This window comes from Arthrobacter sp. 10T44 (genome assembly GCF_056393885.1).
Map to the genome: position 1 here is coordinate 697,258 of NZ_JBFTGT010000001.1, position 15,514 is coordinate 712,771.

At 68.4% G+C, this 15,514-nt stretch carries 17 protein-coding genes; 5 read left to right on the forward strand and 12 right to left on the reverse strand.

What is annotated here, in order from left to right:
• Positions 1-19: 19 nt before the first annotated feature.
• Positions 20-1,102, forward strand: coding sequence for an App1 family protein (locus AC1DBL_RS03250; protein WP_441416778.1), 1,083 nt, complete (start codon positions 20-22; stop codon positions 1,100-1,102).
• Here AC1DBL_RS03250 and AC1DBL_RS03255 read toward each other — a convergent pair.
• The 4 genes from AC1DBL_RS03255 to AC1DBL_RS03270 form a co-directional block, all read right to left on the reverse strand.
• The gene (locus AC1DBL_RS03255) at positions 1,099-2,652 is read right to left on the reverse strand and encodes a glycoside hydrolase family 1 protein (RefSeq protein WP_441416777.1); all 1,554 of its coding nucleotides are present in this window, start codon (positions 2,650-2,652) and stop codon (positions 1,099-1,101) included. The genes AC1DBL_RS03250 and AC1DBL_RS03255 overlap by 4 nt on opposite strands.
• 127 nt (positions 2,653-2,779) lie before the next feature.
• The gene (locus tag AC1DBL_RS03260; protein ID WP_441416776.1) at positions 2,780-3,169 is read right to left on the reverse strand and encodes a hypothetical protein; all 390 of its coding nucleotides are present in this window, start codon (positions 3,167-3,169) and stop codon (positions 2,780-2,782) included.
• 93 nt (positions 3,170-3,262) lie between these two features.
• Positions 3,263-3,682, reverse strand: coding sequence for a DnaJ domain-containing protein (locus AC1DBL_RS03265; protein WP_441416775.1), 420 nt, complete (start codon positions 3,680-3,682; stop codon positions 3,263-3,265).
• A gap of 120 nt (positions 3,683-3,802) precedes the next feature.
• Positions 3,803-4,228 (reverse strand): Hsp20/alpha crystallin family protein, encoded by a 426-nt coding sequence (locus tag AC1DBL_RS03270; protein ID WP_441417825.1) that lies wholly within the window; start codon positions 4,226-4,228, stop codon positions 3,803-3,805.
• Between the two features lie 149 nt (positions 4,229-4,377).
• Here AC1DBL_RS03270 and AC1DBL_RS03275 point away from each other — a divergent pair, with 149 nt between their 5' ends.
• On the forward strand, positions 4,378-4,665 hold the full coding sequence (locus AC1DBL_RS03275) for a MerR family transcriptional regulator (RefSeq protein ID WP_441416774.1): 288 nt from the start codon (positions 4,378-4,380) through the stop codon (positions 4,663-4,665).
• A 29-nt stretch (positions 4,666-4,694) separates the two neighbouring features.
• Here AC1DBL_RS03275 and AC1DBL_RS03280 read toward each other — a convergent pair whose 3' ends face one another.
• The gene (locus AC1DBL_RS03280; protein ID WP_441416773.1) at positions 4,695-5,474 is read right to left on the reverse strand and encodes a phosphatase PAP2 family protein; all 780 of its coding nucleotides are present in this window, start codon (positions 5,472-5,474) and stop codon (positions 4,695-4,697) included.
• A 123-nt stretch (positions 5,475-5,597) separates the two neighbouring features.
• On the opposite strand from AC1DBL_RS03280, the gene AC1DBL_RS03285 reads away from it, so the two are divergent.
• Complete coding sequence (locus tag AC1DBL_RS03285) at positions 5,598-6,695, forward strand: DNA alkylation repair protein (protein WP_441416772.1); 1,098 nt, start codon at positions 5,598-5,600, stop codon at positions 6,693-6,695.
• 116 nt (positions 6,696-6,811) lie between these two features.
• Positions 6,812-7,021 (forward strand): hypothetical protein, encoded by a 210-nt coding sequence (locus tag AC1DBL_RS03290; RefSeq protein WP_346957867.1) that lies wholly within the window; start codon positions 6,812-6,814, stop codon positions 7,019-7,021.
• 127 nt (positions 7,022-7,148) lie between these two features.
• Here AC1DBL_RS03290 and manD read toward each other — a convergent pair whose 3' ends face one another.
• The 7 genes from manD to AC1DBL_RS03325 form a co-directional block, all read right to left on the reverse strand.
• Positions 7,149-8,378: a D-mannonate dehydratase ManD gene (manD, locus tag AC1DBL_RS03295; RefSeq protein ID WP_346957868.1), complete on the reverse strand. Its 1,230-nt coding sequence runs from the start codon at positions 8,376-8,378 to the stop codon at positions 7,149-7,151.
• Between the two features lie 65 nt (positions 8,379-8,443).
• A complete protein-coding gene (locus tag AC1DBL_RS03300) occupies positions 8,444-9,433 on the reverse strand; it encodes a sugar kinase (protein ID WP_476925454.1) in 990 nt (329 codons plus the stop codon).
• Positions 9,430-10,104, reverse strand: coding sequence for a bifunctional 4-hydroxy-2-oxoglutarate aldolase/2-dehydro-3-deoxy-phosphogluconate aldolase (locus AC1DBL_RS03305; protein WP_476891983.1), 675 nt, complete (start codon positions 10,102-10,104; stop codon positions 9,430-9,432). The genes AC1DBL_RS03300 and AC1DBL_RS03305 overlap by 4 nt, the downstream gene beginning before the upstream one ends.
• 5 nt (positions 10,105-10,109) lie before the next feature.
• The gene (dgoD, locus tag AC1DBL_RS03310) at positions 10,110-11,258 is read right to left on the reverse strand and encodes a galactonate dehydratase (protein ID WP_441416769.1); all 1,149 of its coding nucleotides are present in this window, start codon (positions 11,256-11,258) and stop codon (positions 10,110-10,112) included.
• Positions 11,259-11,265: 7 nt separating this feature from the next.
• The gene (locus AC1DBL_RS03315) at positions 11,266-12,156 is read right to left on the reverse strand and encodes a carbohydrate ABC transporter permease (protein WP_441416768.1); all 891 of its coding nucleotides are present in this window, start codon (positions 12,154-12,156) and stop codon (positions 11,266-11,268) included.
• Positions 12,153-13,118, reverse strand: coding sequence for a carbohydrate ABC transporter permease (locus AC1DBL_RS03320; protein ID WP_441416767.1), 966 nt, complete (start codon positions 13,116-13,118; stop codon positions 12,153-12,155). Before AC1DBL_RS03320 ends, AC1DBL_RS03315 begins: the two co-directional genes overlap by 4 nt.
• 157 nt (positions 13,119-13,275) lie before the next feature.
• Positions 13,276-14,565 (reverse strand): ABC transporter substrate-binding protein, encoded by a 1,290-nt coding sequence (locus AC1DBL_RS03325; protein ID WP_476925455.1) that lies wholly within the window; start codon positions 14,563-14,565, stop codon positions 13,276-13,278.
• A gap of 134 nt (positions 14,566-14,699) precedes the next feature.
• Between AC1DBL_RS03325 and AC1DBL_RS03330 the strand changes: the two genes are divergently transcribed.
• The gene (locus AC1DBL_RS03330; protein ID WP_175323859.1) at positions 14,700-15,434 is read left to right on the forward strand and encodes a FadR/GntR family transcriptional regulator; all 735 of its coding nucleotides are present in this window, start codon (positions 14,700-14,702) and stop codon (positions 15,432-15,434) included.
• Positions 15,435-15,514: the final 80 nt, after the last annotated feature.

Consider the following 15,514-nt stretch of genomic DNA (forward strand, 5'->3'; position numbering starts at 1 on the left):
GCTGTGGGAGAGTGGAGTTATGGAATTGGCCTCGCAGGAACCAGCGCAGCAACCGCAGCCGGACAGGAAAGTCTCGGGCAGCCAGGCCTTCCGGCTGGCCCACTGGGTCTCGGACTCGGTCAACCACCTCCGCCTGAAGGCAGCCAGGCGCTGGAAGTTCAGCCCGCAAACCATCGCCTACCAGGGCTACGGCTCCACCGAGTGGGTCCGGGTACTGGGCCGCGTCCTGCTCACGAGCAAGCCCACACCCGGCAGCCGGGCGGAGCAGGCGGCGCAGAACGGCAACCAGAATGTCCGCGGCTGGCGCGCGTTTACGTCTGTCCCGATCCAGTTCATTGAGGTGGAGATCGAGATCGGCGGCATCACCACCCGGGTGCATGCCGACCGCGGTGGCATCGTGGACACCGTGGTCCCGGTTTCACTTACGCCCGGCTGGCACCGCGCCGTGCTGCGGGCCGAAGGGACCGAGCCTGCGGAGGCGATGATCTATGTCATCTCCCCGGACACCACCCTTGGCATCGTCTCGGACATTGACGACACGATCATGGTCACGGCACTCCCCCGGCCGTTCCTGGCCCTGTGGAACACCTTTGTGCTCAACGAACGGGCCCGGATGGCGACCCCGGGCATGGCCGTCCTGATGGACCGGCTGCTGGTGGAACACCCCGAGGCGCCGGTGATCTACCTGTCCACCGGCCCTTGGAACGCCGCCCCGACGCTGGCCCGCTTCATCACGCGCAACATGTACCCCTCCGGAACCCTGCTGCTGACCGACTGGGGCCTCACCCACGACCGCTGGTTCCGCAGCGGCCAGGAACACAAGCGCCGGAACCTGGAACTGCTGGCCAAGGAGTTCCCCAACATGCGCTGGCTCCTCTTCGGCGACAACGGCCAGCACGACGAGGCCATCTATTCGCAGTTCGCCCGGGAGCACGGAGACCGGGTCGCCGCGATCGGCATCCGCCAGCTCTCCACCGGCGAGGCCGTGCTGGCGGGCGGACATTCCGAGACCGGCGACCACACGGGCTCCAGCGTCCCGTGGGTCTACTCGCCCGACGGCGCCGGCATGGCCAAGCGCCTGCAGGAGCTGGAGATCCTCTAGCCGGCCGCCGGGGCTTCGGCCGCGGTTCCTGCTTCGGGGGTTTCGACGTCGGCGGTGGCGCTGTCCGCCGTGCCGCCGTCGCCCGCGACCATCGCAGCTGCCCCGGCGTCCCTCTTCCGGGCCGCCATGAGCTCCCGGATCCAGTAGTAGGAGGCCTTCGGCGTGCGGATCATGGTGTCACGGTCCACGTGCAGCAGGCCGAACTGCTGCTTGTAGCCGGCGGACCATTCAAAGTTGTCCAGCAGCGACCACACGTAGTAGCCGCGCAGCTCGATCGACTCTGCGGAGCCGCCGGGTGAGGTCGCCTCGATGGCCGCCCCGATGTGCTCGGCAAGGTACCGCACGCGGCGCTCATCCGGGACGATGAGGCGGCCTTCGGCGTCGTGGATCTCCAGATCCTCGAAACTTGCGCCGCCCTCGGTGATGTAGACCGGCGGCAGTTCCGGGTAGCGTTCGGCCATTTCCGCGAGCGCCACGGCCATGTAGTCGGGCTTGATCGGCCAGCCGTAGGCGGTGATCTCGGTGTCCGGGAAGCTCTCGATGTGGAACGGGGTTCCGGACCCGCCGCCGTTGAGGTCATTGCCCATGGCCTCGGCCATGCCCTGGGGCACGGTGCCCTCGCCGGGTCCGGCCGCCACCCGGGTGGGCATGTAGTAGTTCAGCCCGTAGAAGTCCAGCGGCTGCGAAATCAGTTCCATGTCCTCGCTGGACGGGCTGAAGGAGGAGAAGAAAGTGGCGGCCCTGATGGCGTCCGGATACTTGCCCAGCAGCACCGGGTCCGCGTACAGGCGGTTCTGGGCCATGTCCATCAGCCCGGCGCTGACCTTGTCCAGCGGGTTGGCCGAGGCCGGGACCATCGGTGAATAGACATTGGTGAGGCCGATTTCACCGGGCACCTTCGCCGCCCGCAGCGCCTGCATCGCGAGCCCGTGGCCCAGCAGCTGGTGGTGGACGCTCGGCAGCGCCTTGAGCATGTGCGCTTCGCCCGGGGAGTGCACGCCCAGCATGTAGCCGTTGGCACTCACCGTGGCCGGTTCGTTGATGGTCACCCAGCGGGCCACCCGGTCCCCGTAGGCCGCGGCGGCGATGGCGGCGAATTCCCCCAGCCGGTAGGCGGTGTCCCGGTTCATCCAGCCGCCGGCCTCGTCCAGCTCCAGCGGCGTGTCCCAGTGGTACAGGGTGGCCATCGGCGAGATCCCGTTGGCCAGCAGCAGGTCGATCAGGCGGTCATAGAAGTCCAGGCCCTTGGGATTCACCGGACCGCTGCCGCCGGGCTGGATGCGGGGCCAGGACAGCGAGAACCGGTAGGAATCGATCCCCAGCTCCTTCATCAGCGCCACATCTTCGGGCATCCGGTGGTAATGGTCGCAGGCCATGGCGGGGCTGTGATCATTGACGATCGAGCCCGGGGTAGCCGCAAAGACATCCCATCCCGAAGGTCCGCGCCCGTCCTCGTCCAGCGCCCCCTCGATCTGGAAGGCGGCGGTCGCCACGCCCATGGTGAAATCGGCCGGCAGCAGAGCGGCCAGATCGTGGGCGGAAGCATTCATTGGCGGATCCCCTATGCAGTTGCGCTGGTGGTTGATTGATTTTAGGCCCCGGCGGGCGCCCACGCCACAACCGGCGCCGGCACCTCCGCCGGTGTGTCCGGCGCCTCCGCCCCCTGAGCCCGGCGCCCTAGTAGGTGGACTCCTCCGGCCCGAAGAGGAACTCCTTGGCATGGGCGACGGCCTTCTTGAACGCGTCATTCCGCAGGCTCAGGAGTTGCTCCGCCTCGTCCGCCGCGGGCTCAAGGTAGCCGGTAAACCCGGGCCGGAGCACCCAGATGTCCCCGGCGGGCGGTAGATAGAACACCCCGAAGGAGCGGTGCTGGCTGTCCTCGGCGGCCCAGATGGGCACCACCGCCAGCGCGGCGCCGGTGTCCACATTGATCCACTGTGCGCGCGGAAGGGGCAGTTCGTGGGCCTCCGGGTCAAGGAAGGGCGCGGTTCCTTCGCCCCACCTCTCCTCGAACCGCTCGTGGAACGCGGGCATCAGGTGCGAATCGTAACGCCGCCATGCGCTCATGGCTATCCTCCATTTTCTTGTATTCCTGCCTGCTGCTTCCTGCCTGGTGCTTCCTGCCTGGTGCGGCACGCGGCACCGCCCCTGGTTCCCGCGTCACTCCGGCCCCCGCTCCCACCGCACCGGGGTCACGCGCAGCACCGGCTGCCCGCCTCGGTGGTGCCGCACCGGAATGTCCCGGCCGACGGCGGTGCGGCCGGCGGCGGTGCCCCCGGTGTCTGCCACGCGGGCCGGGCGGGCCGGCCGGGCCGCGGAACCGGCGGCGTCATAGGCGGCCCGCGCGTCAGGATTCCGCAGCACCGAGAACGACTCAAGGATGCGGCGCGCCTCCTCCCCGCCGTCAGACCCGGCGCCGGGCCGGGCATCCGGGCCGCCTCCGGACGCCGCACCGGCGGCCGCTTCGACGTCGGGATGGCGGCGGCGCATCAGCGCGCGGAAGGAGCGCTGGATCTCGGCCGGAGACGCATCCGGCGCGACGTGCAACGCGGCGTAGAAGCCGCGCGGGTCGCGGTTCATCGGCTCACCTCCTGGCTGGCCGGACGGGGCTCGGGCCGATCAGGCGGGGATCCGGCCGCACGTTCCGGCCGGCCGGATCCCCGCACCGCCAGCGGTCCGAAGCGTCCGCCGCCGGCGCTGTTACTTCCCGATCTCCTGCATCTTGTCCTGCGTGTGCGTGATTTCAATCTTCCGCGGCTTGGCCTGCTCCAACACCGGAATCCGGAGCGTCAGGACGCCGTCGGCGTAGCTCGCCTTGACCTTGTCGGTGTCCAGCGTGTCGCCCAGGATCAGCTGGCGGCTGAATACTCCGCGCGGCCGTTCCGAGGCGATCAATTCAACGTTGGGCTGCGTCGGGTCGCGCCGTTCGGCCCTGACGGTCAGGACGTTGCGCTCGATGTCGAGATCCACCGAGTCAACATTGACGCCGGGAAGATCGAACGCGACGACGAATTCGCCGTCCTCCTGCCACGCGTCCATCGGCATGGCGGCGGGCCGCGCCGCCGTTCCGAAGACTTGCTGGGTCAGCCGGTCCAATTCACGGAACGGGTCCGTACGCATCAACATCATTTCCCACTCCTTCATACGAGAGTCTTGAATCTTCCTGCCTATCCAGCCCACTCGGTTATCTGTGGTGGTGGATATAGATTTTTTATAGCACCAGTGCCAAACTGATGCAACAGGAAATTTTTCGACCACACGAAGGGACGTGAGCCATGGCGGAACGTGAAGCGGACGTCGGGGTGTACGCGATCTCCGTGGTGGCTCAGCTGGTCGGGACCGGGCCGCAGAACATCCGGCTTTACGAGCGCAGGGGACTCCTGACCCCGGACCGCACGGCGGGCGGAACGCGGCAGTACAGCGAGACGGATCTGGTGGTGCTGCGGCGGATCAGTGAGCTGCTGGACGAGGGGCTGAACCTCGCCGGCGTCGCCAAGGTGCTGGAACTGGAAACGGCTAATGCCAAGCTCCGTGCGGAGCTTAAACGACGCGGGGCGCGCTGACCGGCAGCGCGCCCCGTCTTCGCCGGCGCCTACTCCGCGCCGGTCTCCTGCTTGGAGAGTTCACCGGTGATCCGCTCCCCCGGGATCCTGGCGGTCCGCCAGGTGTCCAGCAGGATCACGGCGCCCAGGATCACGAACGAGATGGACAGCGAGGCAAGGGCATCGGTGGTCCAGTGGTAGCCGAGGTACAGCCGGCTGAGCGCGGCGAAGAAGATCCCGATGCCGGCTACGGCGAAGCCCGCGACGGCGGCTTTCGGGTTCTTGCGGCGGGAAAAGATCAGGAACGTGGTGATCAGCAGGAAGTCACAGGCGCCCAGGACGTGGCCTGACGGGAACGAGAACGTGGAGTCAGCCCCGAAGAGCATAAGGTCCACCGGCGGGCGCTGCCGGCCGACCGACCGGCCGATGATCTGGGCCAGGATGACCCCGGTCAGCATGCCACCGGCCAGCACCATCGGCCGCCAGGCGTGCTTGGCCAGCAGCCCCCACGCCACCGTGAACACCAGGATGATGATCGGCAGGCCGATGGGTCCGAAGACAATGGCCAGGATGATCATGATGGTCGTGGCCGGCTCCCCGCGCAGGGCCACGAGCCCGGAGCGCACCGGCTCGTCAACGGCGGTGATACCGCCGTGCTGCAGCACGCTAACCAGGATGGCAATGAACGCCACGACGCCGACGACCATAAGCCCGACGGCGATCCGGTACAGATTCCGCCGCGCATCCACGCTCATGTAGCGCTCCTCCACCACAAACTTGTCATGGAAGACCCGCCACCAGCCGGATTGCCCGGTTTTCTGCTCTGCCATTGCCGTATCCGCCTCTGCGCCGTGTGTGGACATTCCCAACGTGAAGAATATCCCGGTTCCCGCGCCGCGGGCGCGTCGGACCGGCAGCCGGTCCCGCGCCGTTCCCGCCGGTAGCCTGAACCCATGGGTGTCATGAACGAACTGATCAACCCCGGGGTGGTCGGCTCGCTGGGACGGATCCTTGCCGCTGCTTCCCCCGGCCGCCGCTTCCCGCAACTGGCCGGCACGGCCGGGCAGCTGGACGGGCTGGGCCTGCGCGAACGCACCGACCTGCTCAGCAGCGCCCTGCTCACCGATCTGCCCGCCGACTACACCGCTGCGGCGGCGGTCTTCCGCCAGGCGCTGAAGGACCCGGACTTCACCGGCTGGATGATCTGGCCGGTCAGCGAGGCGGCCGCCACCCTCGCCCTTGCCCGGAGGGGCCCCGCCGATTTCGAGGACTGCTTGTCGCTGCTCGCCGAGCTGACTCCGCGGCTCACGGGTGAATTCGCCATCCGGCGGCTCCTGGATGCGGACCTCGACCGGGCCCTGACGGTCATCCAGCGCTGGACCAGCCACCCCGACTGGCAGGTCCGACGGCTCGCCAGCGAGGGCACCCGGGCGTACCTGCCGTGGGCAATCCGTGTTCCCGGACTCACGGCCCGGCCGGCGGCAACCCTCCCGATCCTGGACGCCCTGTACCGCGACCCGGTCGAGGACGTCCGGCGGTCGGTGGCCAACCACCTGAACGACCTGGCCCGGCATGCCCCCGACGAAGTGGTCGCCGCCGCAGCGCGCTGGCTGGCGGAGCCGGACGCGAACACCGCCAGGGTGGTCCGCCACGGCCTGCGGACCCTGGTCAAGAAGGCCCACCCCGGCGCGCTGGAGCTGCTCGGCTTCGCGCCGGCGTCGCTCGCCGTGACGCCTCCCCGGCTCGACCGCACCGTCGTGGAACTGCCGGGAGACCTGGGATTCGATTTCGACGTCGCCAACACCGGCCCGGCGGAGGCCCGCATCGCCGTCGACTACGTGGTGCACTACGCCAAAGCCAACGGCGTCCTCGCGGACAAAGTGTTCAAGCTCGGCACGGCCGTCCTCGGGCCGGGTGAATCCAGGACATTTTCGAAGCGCCATGCCTTCCGCCAGATGACCACCCGGGTCCACCACCCCGGCGACCACGCGCTGCAGCCGCAGGTCAACGGGGTGCGCTATCCGGGGGCCGGTTTCACGGTGCTGACCTAGGCTCCGGAAACGGACGGCGGCGTGCCCGCGTGGTGATTTGACTCACATTTAAATCAGACGTTATCCTCGCTTCAGCCGTTGGCCCCGCGGCGACCACCTCCCGGAAAGACAGTGCGATGACGACAGCAAGCGAATGCATCGAGATCCAGGTCGACAATCGCCAACTCTTGGACGACCGGCTCAACGACGCCGTCCAGGGGCTGCAGCGGCTCGCCATGCTCACCGGCACCCACGGCATCCTGCTGACCCGGCACAAGCCGGGGCACTACACGGCCGCACTTTCGGACCAGGTCCCCTTCGGGATGACCCGGGAAGTCGTCCGCTAGGCCGCGGGCGCGGCGGGCCGGGGACGACGCGCCCCGGCCGCTAACCAGACCAGGTCCCGGGCGGCTGAGCTGCGAATCGCCGCCCGGGACCTTTTGGCTTCAGCGGCGGTTCACCAGCCGTGGCCGACTACCAGTCATGGACGGTGCCGTCGACGAGGCGGTTGTAGGGCAGGTAGGCCTGCTGGTACGGGTAGGCCGCGGCGGCCTCCTCGTTGAACTCGACGCCGATGCCGGGGGTCTCCCCCGGGTGCAGGTAGCCGTCAACGAAGGTCATGGACTGCTCGAAGACCTCGTTGGTTGCATCCGAGTGCTGCATGTATTCCTGGATCCCGTAGTTGTGGATGGCCAGGCCCACGTGCAGCTGCGCGGCGAACCCGACCGGGGAGATGTCCGTGGGGCCGTGGAAGCCGGACTTGATCTGGTACTGCGCGGCGAAGTCCATGACTTTCTTCAGCGGCGAGATACCGCCGAAGTGCGTGGAGGCGGCCCGGACGTAATCGATCAGCTGTTCCTTGATGATGGTCTGGTAGTCGTACACGGTGTTGAAGATTTCACCGATGGCCAGCGGCGTGGTGGTGTGCTGTCGGACCAGGCGCAGCGCCTCCTGGTTTTCCGCCGGGGTGCAGTCCTCCAGCCAGAACAGGTCGTAGGGTTCCAGCGCCTTGCCCAGCTTCGCGGCCTGGATCGGCGTCATCCGGTGGTGCCCGTCGTGCAGCAGTGGGATTTCCGGTCCGAACTCGTTCCGGACCGCCTCGAACACCGTCGGCAGGTGCCGCAGGTAGGCGCGGGTGTCCCAGTCCTCCTCCTGCGGGAACGCACCGCGCCCGGCGGGTTCGTAGTCGTACCGCTCCCCCGATGCCTGGGCCTGCGCCGCGACCCCGTACACGGCCTTGATGCCGGGCACGGCGGTCTGGATCCGGATCGACTTGTAGCCCAGCTCCAGGTGTTCGCGGACCGAGTCGAACAGCGATTCCAGGTCCGAGCCGGAGGCGTGGCCGTACGCGCGCAGGCCGTTCCGGGACGCCCCGCCCAGCAGCTGGTAGACCGGCATGCCGGCCAGCTTGCCCTTGATGTCCCAGAGCGCCATGTCGACGGCGGCGATCGCGGCCATTGTGACGGGGCCGCGGCGCCAGTACGAGGACCGGTAGAGGAACTGCCAGGTGTCCTCGATCCGGTGCGGGTCCTTGCCGATCAGCAGCTGCGCAACATGCTCCTTCAGGTACGCGGCGACGGCCAGCTCACGGCCGTTGAGGGTGGCGTCGCCGATACCGGTGACACCGTCCTCGGTGGTGATCCGCAACGTGACGAAGTTGCGGGAGGGGCTGGTCACAAAGACTTCGGCGGCAATGATTTTCACGGCTGGTCCAGGCTTTCGGTGTCGGTCGGGAGGGATTCCGGGATGGTTCCGGGAGGGTGGGGGTCTTAGCGCTGGGTGCTTCCGTCCGGGGCGGTATCCAGCAGCGCCAGTTCCGCGGCGCTGGGGAGGCCCTCGCAGTCACCGGCGGTGCTGACCGCAAAGGCGCCGGCGAGGGTGCCGCGCTTGAGGCGGGCGGCGACGTCGCCGCCGTCGAGCAGGGCGGAAAGATAGCCCGCGGTGAAGGCGTCCCCCGCTCCGACGGTGTCGATACTGGTCACCGGCACGGCGGGGGCCTCCCAGCGGCCGGCTGCGGTGTGGACCCCGGCGCCGGCGGCGCCGCGCTTGACCACGACCTCCCGGACACCGCGGTCCAGGAGCTCGGCGGCCATGGCCAGTTCGGCGGCTTCGGGACATGCCCCGCTGCCGGCGTCCCCCAGGCCTGCGACCCCCATGCCGGCGACCAGCCCGAGTTCGTCGTCGGAGGCGACCAGGACGGTCGCGTGCCGGGCGATCGGGGTGAGGACGGCGCGGGCCTCGTCACGGGACCACAGTTTGCTGCGGTAGTTGACGTCGAGGGAGACCACCAGGCCTTCGGCTGCGCCGCGCGCGGCCGCGTATTCGACGGCACGCCGGGCATCCGGGCTCAGGGCGGCGGTGATACCTGTCAGGTGCAGGACGCGCGGGCCGGCGGCGAAGGCCCGGTCCACGTCCTCGCGGCTGATCGTGGACCCGGCGGAACCGGCCCGGTAGTAGTAGGCCCGGCTGATGTCCGCCGTGCGCCGTTCCAGGAACATCACCCCGGTGGCCCGGGCCGCATCCACCCGGTGCTGCACCGCGATGCCCTCGGAGCGCAGCTGCCGGAGGATGAACTCACCATGCGGGTCCGCGCCGACGACGCCGGCCCAGGCAACACTGTGGCCCAGCCGGGCGACGCCGACGGCGACGTTGGACTCCGCCCCGGCCACGTGCATGCCGAGGCTGCCGCCGGCGGACAGCGGCCCCGCGGAGCGCAGCGAGACCATCGATTCGCCCAGGGTGAGCAGGTCGACGGTCACCGCGCAGGCTCCGCGGCCATCCGCCGGCCGTATCCGGACGCCAGGTCGACGAAGGCGCGGGCCCGTTCGCGCATCGGGGCAAGGTTCCCGCCCGAGCCGGCGTCGCCGAACAGCGGGCCGCCGAGTCCGACGGCGATAGCGCCGGCGTCCCAGTACCCGGCTGCCTCGTCGAGCCCGACGCCGCCCACGGCGATGAACGGGATGCCGGGGAAGGGGTCGCGGAGTGCCTTGAGGTAGCCGGGACCGCCGATGGAGGCGGGGAAGAGCTTCACGGCGGTGGCACCGCGGTTCATCGCCTCGTAGGCCTCGCTGGGGGTGAGGGCCCCGGCCAGAACGGGGATCCGCAGGCGGGCGGCTTCCTGGATGGAGCTAGCGAGCGAAGGCGTCACCATGAACTGTCCGCCGGCGCCGGCGACGTCTTCCACGTCCGCGGCGGTGAGGACGGTGCCGGCCCCGACGAAGCAGCCGGCGGGTGCGGCGGCGCGGACCGTGCGGATCGCGGCCAGCGCGTCAGGGGTGGTCAGGGCGATCTCGACGTAGCGGAAGCCTTCCTCCATGGCCGCGAGGGCAGCCTTGGCGGCGGCCCCGCCGTCGGTGCCGCGCACGATCGCCACGAGGCGGGTCTCACGGATTCCGGCCAGCAGGTTCTCGGGGGTGGGTTCGGAGGTCATGTCATTCACCATTCTGCGAAGGCGCCGTCGGGGTGGCGCCAGACCGGTCCGCGCCAGGCGTGGCCGCGCTTGTCCGCTGCACGGACCACGGCCTCATCGATCTCGATGCCCAGGCCAGGCCCGGTCAGCCGTTCGATGTGGCCGTCGACGAATTTCAGCGGACTCTTGTCCACCACGTAGTCAAGGACCTCGGCGCCCTGGTTGTAGTGGATGCCGATGCTTTGCTCCTGGATCAGGAAGTTGGGCGTCGCGAAGCCCACCTGCAGGCAGGCAGCGAGCGCCAGCGGGCCGAGCGGGCAGTGCGGGGCCAGCTGGACCTCGTAGATTTCGGCAAGCGAGGCGATTTTGCGGACCTCGGTGATGCCGCCGGCGTGTGAGAGGTCCGGCTGGGCCACGGCGATGCCGGCCTGCAGCGCGGGCAGGAATTCCTGCCGGCTGTAGAGCCGCTCGCCGGTGGAGACCGGCGTCGTGGTCGATGAGGTGAACTCCCGGAGCAGGTGGGTGTTTTCCGGGACCACGGGTTCTTCGAGGAAGAAGGGCCGGTACGGTTCCAGCAGCGGCGCCACGCGCCGGGCGTTGGCCAGGCTAAAGCGGCCGTGGAAGTCGACGGCGACGTCGCGGTGGTCACCGAGCACCTCGCGGGCGGCGGCGACCCGGCGGACGACGCCGTCGAGTTCGGCGACGGAGGCGATCGGGCTCATCCGGCCGCTGGCGTTCATCTTCACCGCGGTGAGACCTACCTCCAGCTGGGCGCTGATCTGGTCCGCCACCTCGTTCGGCTCGTCCCCGCCCACCCAGCCGTACATCCGGATCCGGTCGCGGACGTGGCCGCCCAGGAGCTGGTGCACGGGGGTGTTGAAGTGCTTCCCCGCGATGTCCCACAGCGCCTGGTCCAGACCGGAGACAGCGCTGGCCAGGATGGGCCCGCCCCGGTAGAAGGAGCCCTTGGTCATGACCTGCCAGTGGTCCTCGATCCGGAGTGCGTCGTTGCCGATCAGCAGCTCGGAGAGCTGGTCGACGGCGGTGCGCACCGTTTCGCTGCGGCCCTCGCAGCTGGCCTCGCCCCAGCCGACGATCCCGCTGTCGGTTTCGATCCGGACGAAGAGCCAGCGCGGCGCGACGAGGAAGGTTTCAATCCTGCTGATGCGTGTCATGTGCTGCCTAGCCCTTGGTCGCACCGGCGGTCAGACCGGAGACGATGTACTTCTGCGTGAAGAGCGCAATGATCATGATCGGGATGGTGACCACCGTGGCGGCCGCCATCAGCCCGCCCCAGTCGATGCTGGCGTAGGAGACGAAGTCGAAGATCGCCACCGGCAGGGTCTTGGTCTTGGAGCCGGAGAGCACCAGGGCGAACATGAAGTTGTTCCACGAGAAGATGAAGGACAGGATGCCGGCGGTGGCGATGCCGGAGACGGACAGCGGCAGCGTGATGCGGCGGAACGCGCCGATCGGGGTGAGGCCGTCAACCTGGGCCGATTCCTCCAGCTCCAGCGGCAGCGAATCGAAGTAGCTCATCATGATGTAGACGATCAGCGGCAGCGCGACGAACATGTGGCTGAGGATCAGCACCTCGAAGCCGCCCACCATCTTCAGGTTGGAGAAGACGTAGTACCAGGGCACCAGCAGCGAGACGCCCGGGATGACGCGGGCCATCAGGACCACCAGGGCCGAGCGGTGCATGGTGAAGCGGCTCATCGCGTAGGCCGCCGGGACGCCAAGGACCAGCGACAGTGCGGTGGAGACGAACGCCACCCAGAAGCTGTTGAAGATGAAGACGAAGTAGTTGTTCCGCTGCAGCACGTTGGCGTAGTTCTCGCCAGTGGGAGTGAAGACGAACGACTTGGCCGTGTCGTAAATGTCCACGTTGGTCTTGAAGGACGCCAGCAGCATCCAGATCAGCGGCGCGACCAGGAACAGCACCACCGCGACCAGGGCGGCAACACGGAACACCTTGTAGGCGCGGGTGGCCAGCGGCTTGCGGCGGCGCGGGGCCGGTGCCTGCCGGGCGGCTGCGGTCCGGGATTGAGTGTCTTGGGTCTGGACGGTCATTTGCTTACCGCTTTCTTGCGCATGGTCAGCAGCCACATGGTGCCGATGATGATCATGAAGAACAGGATCAGCACCGCGGAGGAGAGCCCGTACTGGTTGTAGTCGAAGCTCAGGCCGTAGGCGTAGACGTTGAGGGTCTCCACCTCGTGGAAGGAGCCGCCGCCCTTGCCCTTGGTGGCGTAGAGGATGTCGAAGGTCTTCAGGGCGTCGATGCCGCGCAGCAGGATGGCGACGATTACGGTCGGCATCATCAGCGGCAGGGTGATGAAGAAGAAGCGCTGGGCGGCGTTGGCGCCGTCCATCCGGGCGGCCTCGTCCGGTTCCTCGGAGAGCGAGGTCAGGCCGGCGAGCAGGATCAGCACGACCATCGGGGTCCACTGCCAGATGTCCATGAAGATCGTGGTGCCCAGGGCGGTGTCCTGGCCGGACAGCCACGGCTGCGGCGGGATGCCGATCATGCCGAGCAGCTGGTTGACGAAGCCGATGTTCGGGTCGAAGATCAGCCGCCACATCATGCCGACGGCCACCGGGGTGGCGACGAGCGGCAGCAGGATGGCGACCCGCACCCATTTTTCGCCGCGGAAGGGCCGCCACAGCAGCAGGGCGATGCCCATGCCCAGAACGACCTCGCAGACCAGGGCGACGCCGGTGAAGGACAGCGTGCGGCCGACGGCGGGCCAGAACCGTTCGACGTCGGAGAGTACCGTTACGTAGTTCTCCAGGCCGATGAACTCGGATGCGGCGCGGACCGACCCCTGCGAGTCGGTCAGGCTCAGGTACAGCGTCCAGGCCAGCGGGAAGATGATCAGGACGCCCACGAAGATCATGGCGGGCGCGGCGAAAAGCCACTTGCGGTGCCGGTTGGCCCAGGCGGAGAAGTTCTCCCCCGGGCCGGGCGTGCGGGCCGCGCTGCGGCCGGCGCCGCGGGTGGTGCCGCCGCGGGAGGTGTTCAGTACAGACATGGTTCACCTAAGGAGTTGGGGGTGAAGTGAAGAGCGTTGCCGCGGCGGGACGGCGGCTGGGCAGCCGTCCCGCCGGGCAGTGTTGCGTCAGGCAGTTCGCGTCACAGTTTGTGACGCAGTTTGCGAAGCAGTTGCGTAGGCGCGGTGCGCCGGAGCGCTACTTCTTTTCGCTGTCCAGGAACTTCTGGAAGGCGTCGTTGGCGGTGTCAGCCGCTGCCGAGGCGTCGCCCCCGGTGATGGTGGCGACGATCGGGGCACCGACGATCTCGCGGGCCTTGCCCACGGTGACAACCTGGGGACGGTCGTGGCCCACACCGGCCTTGGCGCTGGCGGCGATGGCCTCGGCCAGGTCCTTCGGGTAGGTGGAGGTTCCGGCCGGGTCGGCCCAGACCGAGGCACGCGGACCGGGGACGCCGGCCTTCTGTGCTGCCAGCGTGCGTTCCTTGCTGGTGGCCCACTGGATGAACTTCCAGGCGTTGTCCTGGTTGCCGGACGCCTGGTTGACGGCCAGGCCCCACGACGGGATGTTGTACGGCTTGGAACCGGCGGGGCCGGCGGGCAGCTGGGCAAAGCCGACCTTGTCCGCGACCTTGGACTTGGCCGGATCGGTGGCGTTCTTGTAGAGCGAGTCCGCTTCGGTGTAGAAGGCGGCCTTGCCCTGGGTGAAGATTGCCATCGCCTCGGGCCAGCTCATGTCGGTGCTGACGTTCTTGGGGCCGTAGTTCTTGATCAGGCCGCCGTAGAAGGAGTAGGCCTTCTTCGCTGCGTCACTGCCGACGGCGGACTTGCCGTCGGCGTCGGTGAAGTCACCGCCGAAGCTGTAGAGGAAGCTGGAGAACTGGGTCACGGCCGCGGACTTGCCGGTGCGGGCCACGAAGCCGGCGGTGTCCGGGTTGGCGGCGGAAATCTTCTTGGCGGCGGCCTCGAGCTCGTCCATGGTCTTGGGGACCTGGATGCCGGCGGCCTGCAGCAGGTCCTTGCGGTAGTAAAGGACTTCGCGTTCGGTGATGATCGGGACGCCGACGACCTTGCCGTCCACCGTGGTGGCCTTGACGGGTCCTTCCTGGTAGTCCTTCCAGTCCCAGTTCGCGTCCGAGGAGACCTTGGACGTCAGGTCAGCGAGGTAGCCGTTCTTGGCGAACGCCTTGCCCTCCTGCAGCGGACGGTACATCATCACGTCGATCTCGTCGCTGCCGGCGTTGAGCTTGACGTTGTACTGGTCCGAAAGCTGGTCTTCGCCGAGCTGGGTGAGTTCGACCTTGAGGCCGGTCGCCTTTTCGAATTCCGGAATGGCGGCCTTGATGCCCTCGGTCCATACGTGGTTGGCCAGCGTGACCCGGACCGTGCCGGCGGCCTTGGCGTCGCCGCCACCGCCGCCGCAGGCGGTCAGCCCGAGCGACAGCGCCGCGGCTACGGCCGCGTACTTCACAATTGAACGTCGCTTCATTACGACTCCCTTGTCTTCAGGGCCGGATCAGGCTCCAGCCACCCGCGGATGCATCTTTACATCTGCTCTGGAGCGATCTTAGAGAAATAAAGCAGACTTAAACAACCCCTTGCGCCCACCCGTATGATTTATTCATGCAAACCCCAAAGGCGGAGTCTTCAGCAGACCTGCACTCCGTGCTCGTCCAGACCCTGGGGCTGGCTATTGCCGAGGGGAGCCTGGCGCCGCACTCGATCCTCCGCCTGGACGAGCTGGAGGCGCAGCACAGCGTGTCGCGCTCGGTGGTGCGGGAGGCCACCCGGGTGCTCTCCTCGATGGGCATGCTGGAATCCCGGCGCCGGCTGGGCACGGTGGTGCAGCCGGAGGAGTCCTGGAACCTTTACGACCCGCAGGTGATCCGCTGGCGGCTGGCCTCATCCAGGCGGGTGGACCAGTTGCGGGCGCTGAACGAACTCCGCGGCGCGATCGAGCCGCAGGCGGCCCGGCTGGCGGCCGAACGGGCTTCCTGGGACACCGGCAGCGATCTCGTCGCCCAGGCCGCGCGGCTCTGGGCGGCCGGGCAGCGCGGGAACCAGGACGAGTTCCTGCGGCTCGACATCGAGTTCCATGCCTCCGTGCTCCGGGCCTCGGGCAACCCGATGTTTTCGCAGCTGCACAACCTGGTTGCCGAGGTCCTCACCGGCCGCACCGAGCACGGCCTGATGCCGCACCTGCCCCAGCACGAGGCGCTCCAGCTGCACGTGGACGTGGCCAGCGCCATCCAGCGCGGCGAGATGGACACCGCGCACGCGGCGATGCGACGGATCGTGGAGCAGTCCACCGAGGAGATCGGCGACATCTGGTCCAGCCACCAGGGCGGTCCGGCCTAAGAACCACGACGCGGGGTCAGATACGGCCCATGTTGGGGCCCGGCGGATTCCAGGGCTCGAGCTGGCCCCGCGCTGATCCT